Raw genomic sequence first — 16423 nt, 5'->3', positions numbered from 1 at the left:
TTCCTTGCTGGAAAAACTATGGACTTTATTAATAGTAAGGCTTTTGAAGGAACACTTTTAGCTCATAATGATGGTGGAGTTCCAAATCTTATAATTAATGTTCCAGAACTTACACCATACTATTTTGGTAAACTTGCTTACTTCTTTGAGAAAGCTTGTGGAATTAGTGGATATCTTTTAGGTGTTAATCCATTTGATCAACCAGGTGTTGAAGCTTATAAAAAGAATATGTTTGCACTTCTTGGTAAACCAGGATATGAAACATTAAAGAAAGAGCTTGAAAATAGATTATAATTTAAAGTTTTAATTTTAGAGTTATCTATATGGAAATATTATTTTAATGATATTTGCGTATATGATGGCTCTTTTTTTTGTGGAATTAAATGGAAAGAATATTGTGGATAATTTTTACAAATAAATTCTGTGGATAACTTTTAATTAAAAGTTTGGTGATTTATTAGTATAATGAAGTTAAAGAGGTGTTTTTATGAAAATAATAGTTGATGGGGATGGATGCCCTGGAATGAAATTTATAGAAAAAGTAGCAAGAGAAGAAGAAGTTGAACTTATTGTTTATGCAACAATTGACCATAATATAATTGTAGATTATGGAACGGTTAAAAGGGTAGATAAAGGCTTTCAGTCTGTAGATATGTATGTTATTAATGAAACTAAGGCTGGTGATGTTGTAATTTCACAGGATTTTGGAGTTGCAGCTATGGTTCTTGGGAAAAAAGGTTTTGCAATTTCACCTAAGGGAAAAGTTTATACAGATGATAATATTGATAGGCTTTTATTTGAAAGACATCTATCTCAAAAAGCAAGAAAAGCTGGGCTTAGAAGTAAGGGGGCTAGTAAGAGAACTAAGGAAGATGACTTGAAACTTTATGAGGTTATTAAGTCAGTTGTTAAAAGAGCTAAACTTAGCATATAAAAAAAATCTCAGGTCTGACCTGAGATTTTTATTTTAATGGTTTGATTATATGGATATAATAAAATTAGGAGATTTATAGTGTTGTTTAACACTACTAATATTATGTGTTAAAAAATTTTTAATATTCATTTATTTTTAAAGAAAATTAATATTCTAAATCGTTTAATATGTTTACATAATATGGTAAAAGTTGTATAATTTTAAGTAGAATTAGAGATTGGTGGCAGGGGTGTGAGTATGGAAGGGTTATATATTGACATATACACAAGAGATATAGATGATAAAGAGTGTTATGATATAAAAATAGAGAATAATACAAATGAAGATTTAACATATAAAATACTTATAGGAAGAGAGGGAGTATGGAACGCCTTAGCTGAAGAATTTACATATGAGAATGAGTTTATATGGACACCAATTGATATTGGTGAGTATATGATTATAGCTCAAGCAAAGAAGAAAAATTCTGATAAAGCATTTGATTATAAGGCTACCAGAAGTTTGAGTGTAGGGATGAGTGAAGAAAATTTAATAAGAGATATTTTTATAAATAAAGGAACTTATGATATTGGGAATAAGGTTGAGATTAGAGTTGATTCTTTAAAATCACCTGTGATGTATAGATATTTTATAAGTTCTAAAGATGGTTGGAGACTTATGAGAGATTATACTCCAGATAATGAACTTAGTTTTACTGCTAGTGAAGCTGGAAGCTTTGATGTTTTGATTGAATGTAAAATCCCAGATTCAGATAATAATTTTGATGATTATAGTACGACAAGTTTTCTTGTTAATAATATTGAAAATGTTGAGATTGTTGATTTTAAATGTTTAGCAAATGAGCTTTTAGTTGGGCAGGAATTGATTTTTAAGGTTGATGCAAGTTTTGAGGATGATAGAACAGGGCTTTATAAGTTTGTTAAGGTTAGACCAGATGGAACTATAATATGTGTTCAAGATTATTCATCACGAAATATGGTTTCATTTATTGAAGATAAAAGTGGTGAGTATAGACTTATGTGCTCTATAAGAGATATGTACTCTGCTAAGGATTATGATGATAGGGCAATTATGAATTATAGAATTAAACCATATAAGGATTTAGAACTTAAAAGTTTAACTACTGATATAAGTTCTCCTGAAACTATTGGTGAGGATGTAATTATAAAAGCTATTGTATCAGGTGGAAAGGATTTAAGATATAGATTCCTTATTACAGGACCACATAGAGAGGATTCTGGATTTAGAAGAGGGAATGCTTTTTCTTGGAATACAAAGGTTGTTGGAGATTATACAATAACTGTATATGTTAAGGATGACAGTTTTATTAGTGAAAAACCAGAGGCTTGTGAGGTTAAGGCAAGTATAAACTTTACTGTTGAGGAAGATATTCATAAGCCAGTTAGAATTACAAAGATTGATACAAATAGTCAAGGAATTAATGTTGTAGATAATCCTATTATTATAAGTGTTGAAACTGATGGTGGAACAAGTATAAAATATGCTTTTGATGTTCTAATGAATAAGAAAATTATAGCAGAGTTTCCTTATGGTGATAAGAATTTCATGGAGTTTACACCAAGTCAGGCAGGGGTTTTTGATATTGATATTAAGGTTAAGGATAAGTATTCGGATAAAAGATATGATACACATAATTTAATTCATGTAGATGTTAAGTCTTATAGGGAAGCAAAGATAGACCATATTCTTGTGCCAGCTAAGGATTATTTTTTAGTTGGGGATAATATTGATATAGAAGCGATTGTTCAAAATACTAATGAAACTCTTATGAAGTATATAACAATGATTAATGGACAGGTTGTTGAGGAAACAGAGTATGATAGTATTAGAAAACTTGAAGTTTCTCCAAAGTGTCCTGGTAAATATGTTATAGAGATTTATGTTAAGAATGAAAAGTGTGAGATAGGATTTGATAGTAGAAGAGATGTTAAGTTTTATGTTAATGAAGCACCTCCAGTTACTAATATGACTGTGAAGAGTGATAAAGTTAATTATAAAATTAATGATGAAATTAATTTTAGTGCTACAAGTAATGGTGGTAAGAGTGTTTGTTATGAGTTTTATATAATGGTTAATAATAGTTGGGCGCTTGTTCAGAAATATAGTAGAAAAAAATATTATGCATTTAGACCTTTTAAAGAGGGACAGTATAAGGTTTTAGTTCTAGCTAAAAGTCATCATAGAAAATGTGCCTATGAAGATTATGGTGTTCTAGAATTAAATGTTGAGTAATAGACAGTTATAAGGGGTGGTTTTATGAAAATTAAGGGACTTGGAGCTGAGCAAATTGCAGCAATGACACTTTTAGCTCAGGCTAAAAAAAGTAGTGAGAAAAAAGATTCTCCAGAGTTTTCTATTATGATGGAGGCTGTATTGCAGTCAGCAGCAAGTAAACAAGATAGTGAAAATACGTTAGATAAAGATATTACAGAAGATTTAAATGTTTTAAAGCCTGCTAAGCCAGATACAGTTATTAGTAGTGAGAGTGCAGGTAAGTCAGATAGTGAGAGAATTGATATGGCTGTAAAAAGTGCCTCTTCAAAGTATGGTGTTGATGAGAAACTTATAAAATCTATTATAAAAGCTGAATCTAATTTTAACCCTAGTGTTACATCAAGTTCAGGGGCACAGGGAGTTATGCAGATTATGCCTGCTAATTTTAAGATGCTAGGAATTACAGATGGGTATAATATTGAGCAAAATATTAATGGTGGGACAAAAATTCTTAGAAATTATCTTGATAGATTTGATGGAGATACTAAAATGGCTCTTATGGCTTATAATGGTGGACCAGGAACTATGGAGAGAAGAGGTGTTAAATCAGAGAGTGATTTATATAAGATGCCAAAGGAAACTCAAAATTATGTACCAAAGGTTTTTAAATTTTATAGTGAGTTGTAATAATTTATTAGAGGGTGAATTTCAGATTTTTTTGGAATTTGCTCTCTTTTTGGTATAATGTAAAAATAATAATAGCGATATGATTAATATAGGAATTTTAGGAGGATGTTATTTTGGAAAGATTAGATAAGGTACTTTCAAATTTAGGATATGGTTCAAGAAAAGAACTTAAGAAAACTTTAAAGATGGGGATTGTTACTGTTAATGGAGTTGTTATAAAAGACTCTAATGCAAAGGTTGACCCAAATGAGGATACAATTTTTGTTGGAACTGAAGAGGTTATTTATAGAGAGTTTATATATTTAATAATGAATAAGCCAGATGGAGTTATTTCAGCAACTTTTGATAACAGAGATGAAACTGTTGTTGATTTACTTTCACCAGAGCATCAAATATTTGAACCATTCCCAGTTGGTAGACTTGATAAGGATACAGTAGGACTTCTTTTACTTACTAATGATGGTGAACTTAATCATAAACTTATTTCACCAAAGTATGGAGTAAATAAGATTTACTTTGCACATATTAATGATGAAATTACAGAGGCTGATATAAAAGCTTTTGAAACAGGTATTACTCTTGGTGATGGATATAAGTGTTTGCCAGGTAAACTTGAGATACTTGAGAACTTAGGTGATATGGCTAAGGTTCATATAACTATACAAGAAGGTAAATTCCATCAAGTTAAAAGAATGTTTGAAGCTAGAGAGAAGAAAGTTACATATCTTAGACGAGTTAAATTTGGTAATATTGATATAGATGAATCACTTGAAGAAGGGGAGTACAGAGAGTTAACTCAAGATGAGTTAAATCTTTTATGTAGAGATTTCTAATAAAAATTGATAAATTTATAGTAAAATTTTCAATAAAGCTATCAATAGTTAAAAAAAACCTTTTAGAAATGTAAAACTGGTAGATAAATTACAAAAATTTCATAAAATCTACTTGCAATAAGAAAACCTTTTTAATATAATGTTAATGCAAGGATAAATAAAAGGAATGAAATAGCCCCCTTTTTATTTATTGCTTATTGCTAAGGCGTAACCTGGCCCCAAGGGTTACGTTCTTTATATCGAGAAATTTTATAAATGACTGCTCTAGGACTTTTGTCTTAGAGCTTTTATATTTTTTTATAAAAGTGTTTGTAATGAGCCAAATTTGGGAATACTTGTATTAGGGCGTGTGAAGGTTACATAAGAATTAGAAAAAATTTATATTAGTATGATATAATTAAGAATAGTAGATATTAGATTTAAAAGGAGTTGATGATAGTGGATTTAAAAAGCTTATTAAATAGCGAACAGTATGAGGCAGCCACTACAATAGATGGGCAGGTATTAATACTTGCGGGTGCTGGTTCGGGAAAGACAAGGGTTTTAACTCATAGGATAGCACACATGCTAAATGATTTAGAAATAAAACCTTATAACATACTGGCAATAACATTTACAAATAAAGCAGCGGCAGAAATGAGAGACAGAGTTAGGTCTTTAGTTGGAGATGTTGCAAACAGTATGTGGATTTCAACATTCCACTCAACTTGTGTAAAAATTTTAAGAAGAGAAATAGATAAATTAGGATATAAAAAAGATTTTACTATATATGATTCTTCAGACCAAAAGACATTAGTTAAGCATGTAATGAAAGAGCTTGATATAAATGATAAGGATATTTCAGATAATGAAATTCTTGGTTCAATAGGTAAAGCAAAGGATGGTCTTTTAACACCTGCTGCTTATAGAAGAAGTATTGAAGGTAATTTTAGAAAAGAAAAACTTGCTGATTGCTATGAATTATATCAGAAAAAACTTAAAGGTAATAATGCCCTTGATTTTGATGATTTAATATTTAAAGCAGTAGAGCTTTTTAAAGAACATAAAGATGTTTTAGATTTTTATCAGAATAAATTTAAATACATAATGATAGATGAGTATCAAGATACTAATAAAGCACAATATGAATTTGCAAAGTTTTTAGCTGATAAACATAAGAATATCTGTGTAGTTGGAGATGATGATCAATGTTTAGTTGAAGGAACAAATATAGAAACTAAAACAGGTGATGCTAAAATTGAAGATATAAAGTCTGGTGATTTTGTAAGAGTTGCAACTGGAAATGGAAAAACTGATTTCTTAGAGGTTGAGAGTATTTCAAAGAAAGAAATTACTTCAAATCTTTTTGTTGTTAAAACAGAGAGTGGAAAAGAGTTTAAAGCAACTGCAAATCATATAACATTTGCAAAGCAAATTGTTGAGGATGATAAATTCTATGTTTATCTTATGTATAAAGAAGGTAAAGGATATAGAATAGGTCTAACATCTTCAGTTAGAAGTAGAGAAAATGAACTTGTATCAGGTCTTGCAGTTAGACTTAATGGTGAGCAAGCTGATAAAATGTGGATAATTAAAAGATGTGATACTAGAGATGAGGCATCATATTTTGAGGAATATTATTCATATGAATATGGTATTCCAAAGGTTGTATTTAATACAAGAGGAAGAAGTTTACTTTTAAGCCAAGAGCAAGTTAATAATTTATTTAAAAATATAGATACTTATGATAGAGCTAATAAACTTATGGATGATGAATGCTTACATTTTGAATATCCACATCATGTTAGTGGAGCTGTTGTAAGAGGTGAGTCTGTAAGAAAAAGAGTTAATTTAACTATTTTTGGTGGAAGAGAAGCAGTAAGTAGACCTTGTTTATCACATAGAATATCTTTAAATTCATCAGGTGATGATAGAACTAAGTTTGAAGATGCTGGTTTTAATGTTAGAGATGGTCAAAGAGATACTTTCAGGATTGAAACAGAAAGAGTTGCTTATGATGAAGCAGAAGAACTTACAAAGAGTATTTTAAATGTTGAAGATTGTTATGAACTTTCAAGAAAGATAAGACTTACTTCAGAAAAATCATTTATGTTTATGCCAGTTGGTAGTTTAAAGGTTGGAATGATTATTGGAAGTTTTAATGGAAGTGAAATAATAGAAGATAAAATAGTTTCTATAAGCACAGAAGCTTATAGTGGATTTGTTTATGATATAAATGTACCAGTTGCAAGAAATTATATAGCCAATGGTGTTGCAGTCCATAACTGTATTTACGCTTGGCGTGGAGCAGATATTAGGAATATTTTAGACTTTGAAAAAGATTATCCTGGTGCTAAAACTGTTAAGCTTGAAGAGAATTATAGATCAAAAGCAAATATTTTAGATGCTGCTAATAGTGTTATAAGAAATAATGCAGAGAGAAAGTCTAAAGTTTTAAGAACTGAGAAAGAAGCTGGAGAGAAAATTACTATTGAAAGAACTTACTCAGATAAGATGGAAGCAACATTTGTGTGTACTGAAATTGAGAAGCTTAGAAGTGGAGAAACAGAATGGGATTATAAAAACTTTGCTGTTCTTTACAGAACTAATGCACAATCAAGAACTTTTGAGGAAGCTTTAAGAAGAACTGGTATTCCATATAGAATATTTGGTGGACTTAAGTTCTATGATAGAAAAGAGATTAAAGATATTCTTTCATACTTAAAAGTTATTTTAAATTCACAAGATGATATTTCACTTAAGAGAATTATAAATGTTCCAAAGAGAAGTATTGGTAATACAACAATTGAAAAAATAGATTTATATGCAAAGTCTTTAGACCTTGATTTTTATGATGCTATTTTAGATGTTGAAAAGATAGAAAGTCTTACTTCAAGAGGGAAAAATCCTATTCTTAAGTTTGCTGATATGATGGAAGATGTTAAAGTTATGGCATCAAAGTTATCTGTTTCAGACTTAATAGAGTATGTTCTTGAAAAATCAGGGTATATTGATGCTTTAAAAGCTTCAAAACTTTTAGAAGATGAGAGTAGAATTGAAAACTTAAAGGAACTTGTTTCTGATGCAGTTGATTTTGAAAAGACAGCTCCAGAGGATGAGAGAAATCTTTCTAATTATTTAGAGAGAGTTGCACTTGTTCAGGATGCAGATAATGGTGAGAGTGATGATAACTATGTTACTTTAATGACTATTCATAGTGCTAAGGGACTTGAGTTCCCAGTTGTATTTATGGTTGGTATGGAAACAGGTATATTCCCAAGTGCTAGAGCATTAGAAGATGAGAAGGAAATGGAAGAGGCTAGAAGACTTTGTTATGTTGGTATAACAAGAGCTGAGGAAAAACTTTATATGACATCTGCTGAAAATAGAATGGTCTTTGGTAAAACACAGGCTTATCCACAATCAGATTTCATTAGAGAGATTCCAACAGATTTAAAAGAATATATAAAGAAAGAACCAGTAGTTAAACCAGCAAAGACAAAAAGTGCTTATGAGTCTAAGTTGTTTTCAGCTTCTAACAATCCACATGGACTTAGAAATGAATTCTCATATTCTCACAAGATTAGTAGAGAAAGTGCAGAAAGTCAGCTGGCTAGTATACTTAGTGGAAGCAATACGGATAAAAATGTTACTGCTGATAATGTAAAAATGGGAATGAAAGTTAAGCATAGCAAATTTGGTGTTGGTACAATAGTAACAACTACAAAAGTTGGTGCAGATATAAAACTTACAATAGCATTTGACAGTCAAGGTGTTAAACATCTTATGTTAAGTTTTGCTGTTTTAGAATTAGTTTAAAAATAAGAAAAATAAGCCTCAAAATTTTGGGGCTTATTTTAATGTTTAAAATTAATTAGGGCAAAAACTGTATAATATATAAGTATAAAATATATATGAATAAAGTTTAATAACTAATACTTTGCTAAAAATTATGCAAATCTTAAGAATTTCTTATACAGTATAGTGTTTTTAAATTTTATATATAGGGTTATAATATATATATTATGAAAAATAGAAAGTAGGAGTAAGTAATTTAGTATGAATAAAGTTGAAATAATGAATAAACTAGTAGATGACCTTAATAGATATGCCTATGAGTATTATACATTAGGAGAACCTTCTATTAGTGATAAAGAATATGATAAGAAATATGATGAACTTACAGCCTTAGAGAAAGAACTAGAATACAAGCTAGATTATTCACCAACACAGAGAGTTGGAGATGTTATTTTATCAGAGTTTAAAAAGTATAAGCATAAAGCAGCACTATGGAGTCTTGCTAAAGCTCAAACTATTAAGGAAATTGAAGACTTCCATAAAAGAAACATTAAGTTTGTTGATGAATATAATAAAACAGCAACAAATGAGTTACCAAGCATTAAATATATTGCAACTAAAAAGTTTGATGGACTTTCTATAAATCTGTCATATGATGAGAGTGGAATTCTTGTAACTGGTGCAACTAGAGGAAATGGTGAGGTTGGAGAAGATGTAACAGCTCAGATTAAAACAATCAAAGCTTTACCACTAAAGATTAATTCAAATGACTTTTTAGAAGTACATGGAGAAGCAATTCTTACAACAGAAGCTTTTGAAAAGTATAATAAAACTGCAACAACTCCTCTTAAAAACTTAAGAAATGGAGCAGCAGGGGCTTTAAGAAACTTAAATGTTAATGAAACTGCAAAAAGGGGATTATCAGCATTTTTCTATGATATAGGATATAATACTGGTGCTGAATTTGAAACTTATACACAAATGTTGAGCTTTATAAAAGAAAAAGGTTTCCCTATGGATGATTATATTAAGGTTTGTGAAACAATTTCTGATATTGAAAAAGAAATTAAATATATAGAAGATATAAGATTTGACCTTAATTATGATATTGATGGGCTTGTACTAGCTATTGATGATATTAGAACAAGAGAACTTATGGGATATACAGTTAAAGCTCCAAAGTGGGCAATTGCTTATAAGTTTGAAGCTCAAGAAACAACTTCAAAGCTTTTAGAAGTTGAATGGAATACAGGGAAAAGTGGAAGAATTACTCCAATAGCGTTAATTGAGCCTGTAGAACTTGCTGGAGTTACAGTTAAGAGGGTTACACTTAATAATATGGATGATATTAAAAGAAAAGGTGTTATGCTTGCTTCAGAAGTTTTTGTTAGAAGAAGTAATGATGTTATACCAGAGATAATGGGTGTTGTTGAGTCTAGTATTGAAAATGCAGTAGAAATACTTGCTCCTGAGAATTGTCCATCATGTGGTGCAAAGATTCATCAGGATGGAGTTCATTTATTCTGTGATAATACACTAGGGTGTAAATCTCAAATGGTTAAAACAATAGTGCATTATTCATCAAGAAATGCTATGAATATAGAAGGTTTTTCAGAAAAAACAGCAGAACAACTTTTTGAAAAGTTAGATATCAGATCTATATCAGATTTATATAAGCTTGAATTTGATAAACTTGTAGAGCTTGAAAGATTTGGGGATAAAAAAGCTAAGAAGTTATTAGCTGCAGTTGAAGGTAGTAAGGAATGTGAACTGCCAGCATTTATATATGCTTTAAGCATTCCAAATGTAGGTGTTAAAACTGCAAAAGATATAGTGAAAGAATTTAAAAATCTTGAAAATATAAAAAAAGCAACATTTGATGAACTTGTTGGAGTTTCAGATGTTGGTGATATAGTAGCCAAATGTATAATGGACTTTTTTAGAGAAGAAAGAGCTGTATCTATAATAGATGAACTTTTAAAAGTCGGTGTTAATCCAAAGTTTGAAGAGGTTGAAATTATAGAGAGTATATTTGGTGGGAAAACTGTTGTTGCAACAGGAAGTCTTAAAAATTATTCAAGAGAAGAAATAAAAGCAAAACTTGAAAGTCTTGGAGCTAAAGTTTCAGGAAGTGTTAGTAAAAAAACTGATTATGTTATAGCAGGGGATGCTGCTGGTTCTAAAATGAATAAAGCTTTAGAACTTGGAGTTAAAGTACTTACTGAAGAAGAATTTGAAGGTATGATATAAAATTCAAAGTATAGCTATGATATCTAGAAGTTAATGTTATTTAAATTATAAATAGCCAATAACTAATGGATAGAAAGACATTTTTCAATTAAGGAGAATATTTTATGGATATTAATAATGAGGTAGATGTAATAGAAGACTCAAATAATGAAGTGGATGTTTTAGAAAAACAAAAACAGAAGCAAACAAATGAGAGTGTAGTTAAAAATTTAGTTAACAATATACTAGATAATAATCCGAAGATTGTTGAGGGCTTTAATAATGGGGAAACTAAGTCAATTGATGAAACTTTTCTTATTTTAAAAGAGAGAATAGATTTTGAAATAACTGATGAAGAGATTAGAAATATAATTGGTGAAGAAATTTTAATAAGATAAAAAACAAGTCATAGGAGGAATCCTATGACTTGTTTTTTATTATATTTCTTTTTCAAGTTCAAAAATAGGAGGAACATCTTGAAGTTCCTTTGTGAACTCTAATATTTCATCTGTCATAACAAAAGTTTCAACTGTTACGTCAGGTTTAATTTCTTCTTTATCTATAATTTTCTTTTCTTCATTTTTACTAAGTGAGTTTTCAGTTAGTAAAGCTAGTTGATTTGCTATTTTTTCTAGCAGATAATTTTTATATTTAAATTGATTATATGCCTTGTTAGCTATAACAAAACTCCATATACCTATAAACATTAATGTAAGCATAAAGATTATAGCAATAATTTGAACTGCAATAGTCATAATTAATCCCGTCTTTAAAGTATGTACTCAAAGACAGTTCACCCCCTATATAATTAATAATAAAAGTATAACATTTTTCTCCATATTGTGTAAATTTATATTAGCAAAGTTCATTTGTGTTTAAAAAAATTAATACTTGTCAATAATTTAGAAATGAATGTATAAAGGAGATTATTGATGGGTAGGAGAAAATATTTTAAGGGTTTTATTATATTGTGTATAATAGGTATATTTATTTTAGTTGGTTGCTCTAAAATAGAGCCAGTTGCTGTTGTTAAAAATAAAAAGGAACAATTAAGTATAGGGAGTAGTATTCCAAAGAGCCTTGAGGTATCAAATGATATTAGCACAAGAGAAGAAGATATAATTTGTGCTTTGTTTGATGGACTTGTAGAAATTACAGAGGGTGGAGATATAGGTCCATTAATTGTTAAGGGGTGGAAAGTTTCAGTAGATGGTTTAACATACAGTTTAATTTTAAGGGAAGATGCTTATTGGAGTGATGGTGAAAAGATAATAGCAGATGATTTTATTGAGTTTTTTTCTGATATATTATCTCCAGAGAATAAAGAATATACTTCGGATGAATTGTTCACTATTTTTGGCGCAGAGGAATATAAAAAAGGAATTAAAAGTTTTGATGAAATAGGAATAACTTCGACAAGTGATACAGAACTAAAATTTAGACTTGTAACTAAAGATGATGATTTTTTGAGAAAATTAACAAAGCCAGAATATAGACTAAGAGATTTAGATGATAATTTACGAGCGTATAAAGAAAATTATGAAGAAATTCGATATACAGGTGCATATAGAGTTTTAAGTATGGAAGAGGGAATACTTAATTTAACTAAAAATATAGAATACACAGGTGAGTTTTTAGGAGCAAAGGATATACAAATATCAGGTGGTGCAGATTATATAAAGGATTTTGCTATGTATAATACAGGAAAACTTGATATAGCATATAATCCACCTAAAAGTGCATTTGATGATGGAAAGCTTTTATCAAAAATAAATGTTGGAAAATCATCAATAATTGATTATATGGTTTTTAATGGAGAGAGTGAAATTTCAAAATATTTAGATTTTAGAAAAGCAATATATATAGGTTTGAGTAATTCCCTAAATGAGAGTTATATGATTAAAAATAATTTGGCTAGGTCTGAAACTAGAGAAGTAACATCAGAGGAAATTGAAAAAAATATTTTTTTTGAGGATGAGTTTAAAAAAGTAGTAGTTAGTAGCAATGTAAGTAGTGGTGCATTAGAAGTTGCAGAAAATTATCTAAGTACAATTCCTAATATAAAAACTGAGGAAATAAGAGTGGTTGGAGTAAATAATTTTGAAAATAGAAGTTTAGAAATTTATTTAAAAGATATATTTGAAAAACTTGGGTTGATATTAGAATTTAAGTTATATAAAACCGATGAAATAAATTCAATTGTTGATAGAGGGGAATTTGAGATATTACTAGATAGTGTAGATTTAAATGAAGATAATATAAATAATAGAGTAGGGAAAGTATTATCAAAATTTGAAGATAGTGAATTTACAGTTATATCATTATATAGACGAAATAATTATTGGTGTAGATCAGATAGGGTAGAGAATATATATGTAGACTTAAATGGAAATTTGATTCTAAGAAAAAGCATATATAAAAATTAGGAGCTATAAATAATAGCCCCTAGTTCATTTATTCTATTTCTTCGTAATTGATAGTAGATAAATCATCTTTTAGAATTTTAACATCTATTATATTAGATTTATCAGAATATACTGTGTTATCAGGTTTATCAACTGGAAGTGCTGATACAGTTAAGATATCTTGAAGTGATTCAGCGCTTGGAGTTGTTTTTTTTATAATTTCAGGACGATTTTCTTCTTTAATAGTTTGAGGTTCATTTATTGTAACCTCGCTTTTATTTGAAGAATTTCTAAATGATTTATTTTTTCTATTATCAGATTTTGAATTAGAATTTTTAGCTCGTGGAATTGGTGCGATAAATTTTATATAGTCATCTGAAAATAGGTCTAATATAAGGAAATTTATAAACATGTTATTATAGCTTTCAAAATTCATTTTAGATGTTGAGTAACAACCTTTCTTTTTAGAATATGTTGTAGATTTTAAGTATACTGGAGCAAGTGATGATAGTTCTGGTGTTGTTATATCAGGAAGGGAGAACATTAAATCATCAAGTAAATCGGTAGACTTATTAGAAAAATGTTTATATCTCTCTACACAATCGAGATTGGGTGGTGTAGGGAAACTTGTTATTATATCAGAGTTAATTAATGAATTTTTAAAGAAATTACAAATTGTATCATCAAGCTCAGTTTCAGTTGCATCACTTTTGTTATAAAGCATTAAATTTACAAGATATAAAATGATTTCTATATTATAGTATTTAATATCTTTTTTATCGCTTGCTTTTATAAATGTTGATAATTCATCATTATATAAGCTTTTGAATAATTTACAAATATCATAAAAACTTTCTTTGAAAGTTAAAATACCTGTATTTTTATAAGCTTGATATAAGTTTACAGCTGTGAGTGTGGCAAGGGACATATCTTTTTCATCAATGCCGTAATCTAAGTACTTAGATAATATGAAATCTGACATATCGAGTAGTAGAGTTTTACACTTAATATTTTTAGACATAGAGTACATATTATTAAATGCATAACAAATTTTAGAACATTCTTCTATATTCTCATCATATAAAAAATCTTTTCGAGCGTTAAACATTTCTAAAATTTCTAATGCAAAGCTTCTAAAAGTTTCACATTCTTTATTGTCTTCTGTAGCTTTTGAGTAAGAATAATAAGCACACATCATAAAAGCTTGATCAGAGAAAGAAAAGTTTTGGTCTATATCAATAAGGTCAGGAAAGCTAGTGTTAGATGTTGATGTATTTCTTTTATCAATAAAAAAACCTTCATTATTTCGGAGTTTTTCATAGTAAAAATCAAGTTGTATTTTTGCTATTTTTAAATATGTTTTTGATAAAGAAAACAATTTGTCATCTATGTTTTTAAATGATTTGTAGTAGGTAGATAATTTTAATAAAGATAAAGTCATAAGAGCATTAGATGATATTAGTATATCTTTTTTAAAGCTTGATTCATCCCAAAGTTTACTATGCTTTGAATAGTATATATTTGGTTTTGCTTTTTTATATATAGCTATTATGGGATTTAGTTCCTTTATTTTATTATATTCACTATCTGAAAGTGTTTTTTTTAGCATTTTTTGAGAAATTGGAACTCCACATTTTGAATCAAGTATTATATGATTCAAAGATTCTCTTGTGAAGTAAAGTAGTTGTGATTCAATTTCTTTTGGAGAAATTGAATTCATTCTAAAGAAAGAACCTATATATTTCAATACAGTCACCTCATAAAATAATTCATATAATAATAATATGAGATATAAGAGGAAATATTACCTACTTAGAAGAAGAGAATTTTTATAAATTAAAAATATAAGAGCGAAAATTATATTAAAATACATAAGTAAATAAATAGTATAAGAAATTATAGAAGTGTTTTTAAAATTAGGGTTATAATATTATAAGATAGAAAAATATGAAGTGTATAAGGAGAAATAGTATGAAAGAGTTTATAATTGCAAGTAATAATATACATAAAATAAAAGAGATAAAAGAAATGTTAGTAGGGTTTGATTTAAGTGTGAAATCATTAGCGGAGAAAAATATTGATATAGATGTAGAGGAAGATGGAGTTACTTTTGAAGAAAATTCTAAAAAGAAGGCTACAGAGATAGTAAGGCATTTGAAAAATAAAGGAGAAAGTGATTTTATTGTAATGTCTGATGATTCAGGTCTTGAAGTGGATTATTTAAATGGAGCACCAGGAGTTTATTCAGCAAGATACGCTGGTGTTCATGGAGATAATGATGCTAATAATCAAAAGTTATTAAAAGAACTTACAGGAGTAGACAGAAAAAAAAGAACTGCTAGATTTGTTTGTGTAATTACTGCTATAAATTCAGAGTTAGAAGAGATTGTGGTTAGAGGTGAAGTAGACGGAGTTATAGAAACAAAGCTTAGTGGAAGTGAGGGGTTTGGATATGATCCGTTATTTTATGTTCAAGAATATAACAAGACATTTTCAGAAATTACTTCAAAAGAGAAAAATATGATAAGTCATAGAGGTAGAGCATTAGATAAGTTAAAAGCTAAAATTAAAGAAATTATATAGAAATAAAAAATATATAGATAATTTGATAAAGAAAAGAGGTAAGTAAAAAGTGGAAATTATAGTAGTTAGTGATACGCATAATAGTATGGAAGCTATGGAAAAAATATTAGAAATAAGTAAAAATTCAGATGTTATAATCCATTTAGGTGATAATATAGATGATGCGAGATATTTAGAAAAAAATTTTAATGGTTCAGTATATATGGTAAAAGGGAATTGTGATTATGGAAAAGAAGGTGAAAATGAACAATTAATTGAACTTTGTGGAAAGAAGTTCTTTATAACACATGGGGATAGGTATGGAGTGAATTATGGTTTAGATAAAATTTACTATAAAGGACTAGAGTTAAATGCTGATTTTATAATGTTTGGACATACACATAAAAAAGTTTTAATTGAAGAAGGTGGGATTTATATATTAAATCCAGGAAGTATACCATTACCAAGAGATAACAGTAAATCATATATTAAAATTGATATATTATTAGATGATAATGTAGAAATAGATATTATTGAAATTAAATAAAGATGTATAAATGGCTAAATAACTAACTTTATGAATATTTGTTGAAAAAATAAAATCTTTTATCAATAAATATGTTGACGAGAGTAAATATATAGTGTAGAATAACTATTGTCGCCAAAGAGATGCAGCGACGACGAAGAAAACTTGAAAAAAGTTTTCTACACCATATCGGGGTGTGGCGCAGATGGGAGCGCGCGTGCTTTGGGAGCATGAG

General features: G+C 28.7%; 12 protein-coding genes and 1 pseudogene. 11 read left to right on the top strand and 2 right to left on the bottom strand.

The annotated features are described in order from the left end of the window. The 8 genes and pseudogenes from Q0V15_RS07330 to Q0V15_RS07295 all read left to right on the top strand — a co-directional run. Positions 1-294, top strand: a pseudogene (locus tag Q0V15_RS07330) (glucose-6-phosphate isomerase); the annotation flags it as partial. 193 nt (positions 295-487) lie between these two features. Further along, positions 488-934 (top strand): YaiI/YqxD family protein, encoded by a 447-nt coding sequence (locus Q0V15_RS07325; RefSeq protein ID WP_297437505.1) that lies wholly within the window; start codon positions 488-490, stop codon positions 932-934. Positions 935-1171: 237 nt separating this feature from the next. Next, positions 1172-3187: a triple tyrosine motif-containing protein gene (locus Q0V15_RS07320; RefSeq protein WP_297437503.1), complete on the top strand. Its 2016-nt coding sequence runs from the start codon at positions 1172-1174 to the stop codon at positions 3185-3187. A gap of 24 nt (positions 3188-3211) precedes the next feature. Further along, the gene (locus tag Q0V15_RS07315; RefSeq protein WP_297437501.1) at positions 3212-3856 is read left to right on the top strand and encodes a lytic transglycosylase domain-containing protein; all 645 of its coding nucleotides are present in this window, start codon (positions 3212-3214) and stop codon (positions 3854-3856) included. A 113-nt stretch (positions 3857-3969) separates the two neighbouring features. Continuing rightward, a complete protein-coding gene (locus tag Q0V15_RS07310) occupies positions 3970-4689 on the top strand; it encodes a pseudouridine synthase (RefSeq protein ID WP_297437499.1) in 720 nt (239 codons plus the stop codon). A 438-nt stretch (positions 4690-5127) separates the two neighbouring features. After that, the gene (locus tag Q0V15_RS07305; protein WP_297437498.1) at positions 5128-8487 is read left to right on the top strand and encodes a UvrD-helicase domain-containing protein; all 3360 of its coding nucleotides are present in this window, start codon (positions 5128-5130) and stop codon (positions 8485-8487) included. 240 nt (positions 8488-8727) lie between these two features. Further along, positions 8728-10716, top strand: a complete 1989-nt coding sequence (gene ligA, locus Q0V15_RS07300; protein WP_297437496.1) for an NAD-dependent DNA ligase LigA — start codon at positions 8728-8730, stop codon at positions 10714-10716. A gap of 104 nt (positions 10717-10820) precedes the next feature. Next, on the top strand, positions 10821-11093 hold the full coding sequence (locus tag Q0V15_RS07295; RefSeq protein WP_297437494.1) for a hypothetical protein: 273 nt from the start codon (positions 10821-10823) through the stop codon (positions 11091-11093). A gap of 39 nt (positions 11094-11132) precedes the next feature. On the opposite strand, the gene Q0V15_RS07290 is transcribed toward Q0V15_RS07295, so the two are convergent. Next, entirely contained in the window at positions 11133-11450 is a 318-nt protein-coding gene (locus tag Q0V15_RS07290; protein ID WP_297437492.1) for a hypothetical protein, read from the bottom strand. Between the two features lie 177 nt (positions 11451-11627). Here Q0V15_RS07290 and Q0V15_RS07285 point away from each other — a divergent pair, with 177 nt between their 5' ends. After that, a complete protein-coding gene (locus tag Q0V15_RS07285; RefSeq protein WP_297437490.1) occupies positions 11628-13121 on the top strand; it encodes an ABC transporter substrate-binding protein in 1494 nt (497 codons plus the stop codon). Positions 13122-13149: 28 nt separating this feature from the next. Here the strand turns inward: Q0V15_RS07285 and Q0V15_RS07280 are convergent, their stop codons facing one another. Next, on the bottom strand, positions 13150-14847 hold the full coding sequence (locus Q0V15_RS07280) for a hypothetical protein (RefSeq protein ID WP_297437488.1): 1698 nt from the start codon (positions 14845-14847) through the stop codon (positions 13150-13152). 224 nt (positions 14848-15071) lie between these two features. Between Q0V15_RS07280 and Q0V15_RS07275 the strand changes: the two genes are divergently transcribed. Both Q0V15_RS07275 and Q0V15_RS07270 read left to right on the top strand, forming a co-directional pair. Continuing rightward, the gene (locus Q0V15_RS07275) at positions 15072-15683 is read left to right on the top strand and encodes an XTP/dITP diphosphatase (RefSeq protein WP_297437486.1); all 612 of its coding nucleotides are present in this window, start codon (positions 15072-15074) and stop codon (positions 15681-15683) included. Between the two features lie 49 nt (positions 15684-15732). Beyond that, complete coding sequence (locus tag Q0V15_RS07270; protein WP_297437484.1) at positions 15733-16209, top strand: metallophosphoesterase; 477 nt, start codon at positions 15733-15735, stop codon at positions 16207-16209. Positions 16210-16423 lie beyond the last annotated feature (214 nt).

Source organism: uncultured Clostridium sp. (genome assembly GCF_947036855.1).
Taxonomy (GTDB): domain Bacteria; phylum Bacillota; class Clostridia; order Clostridiales; family Clostridiaceae; genus Sarcina.
The sequence above is the reverse complement of the archived record's forward strand: the minus strand, read 5'-3'. Positions and strand labels throughout refer to the sequence as shown.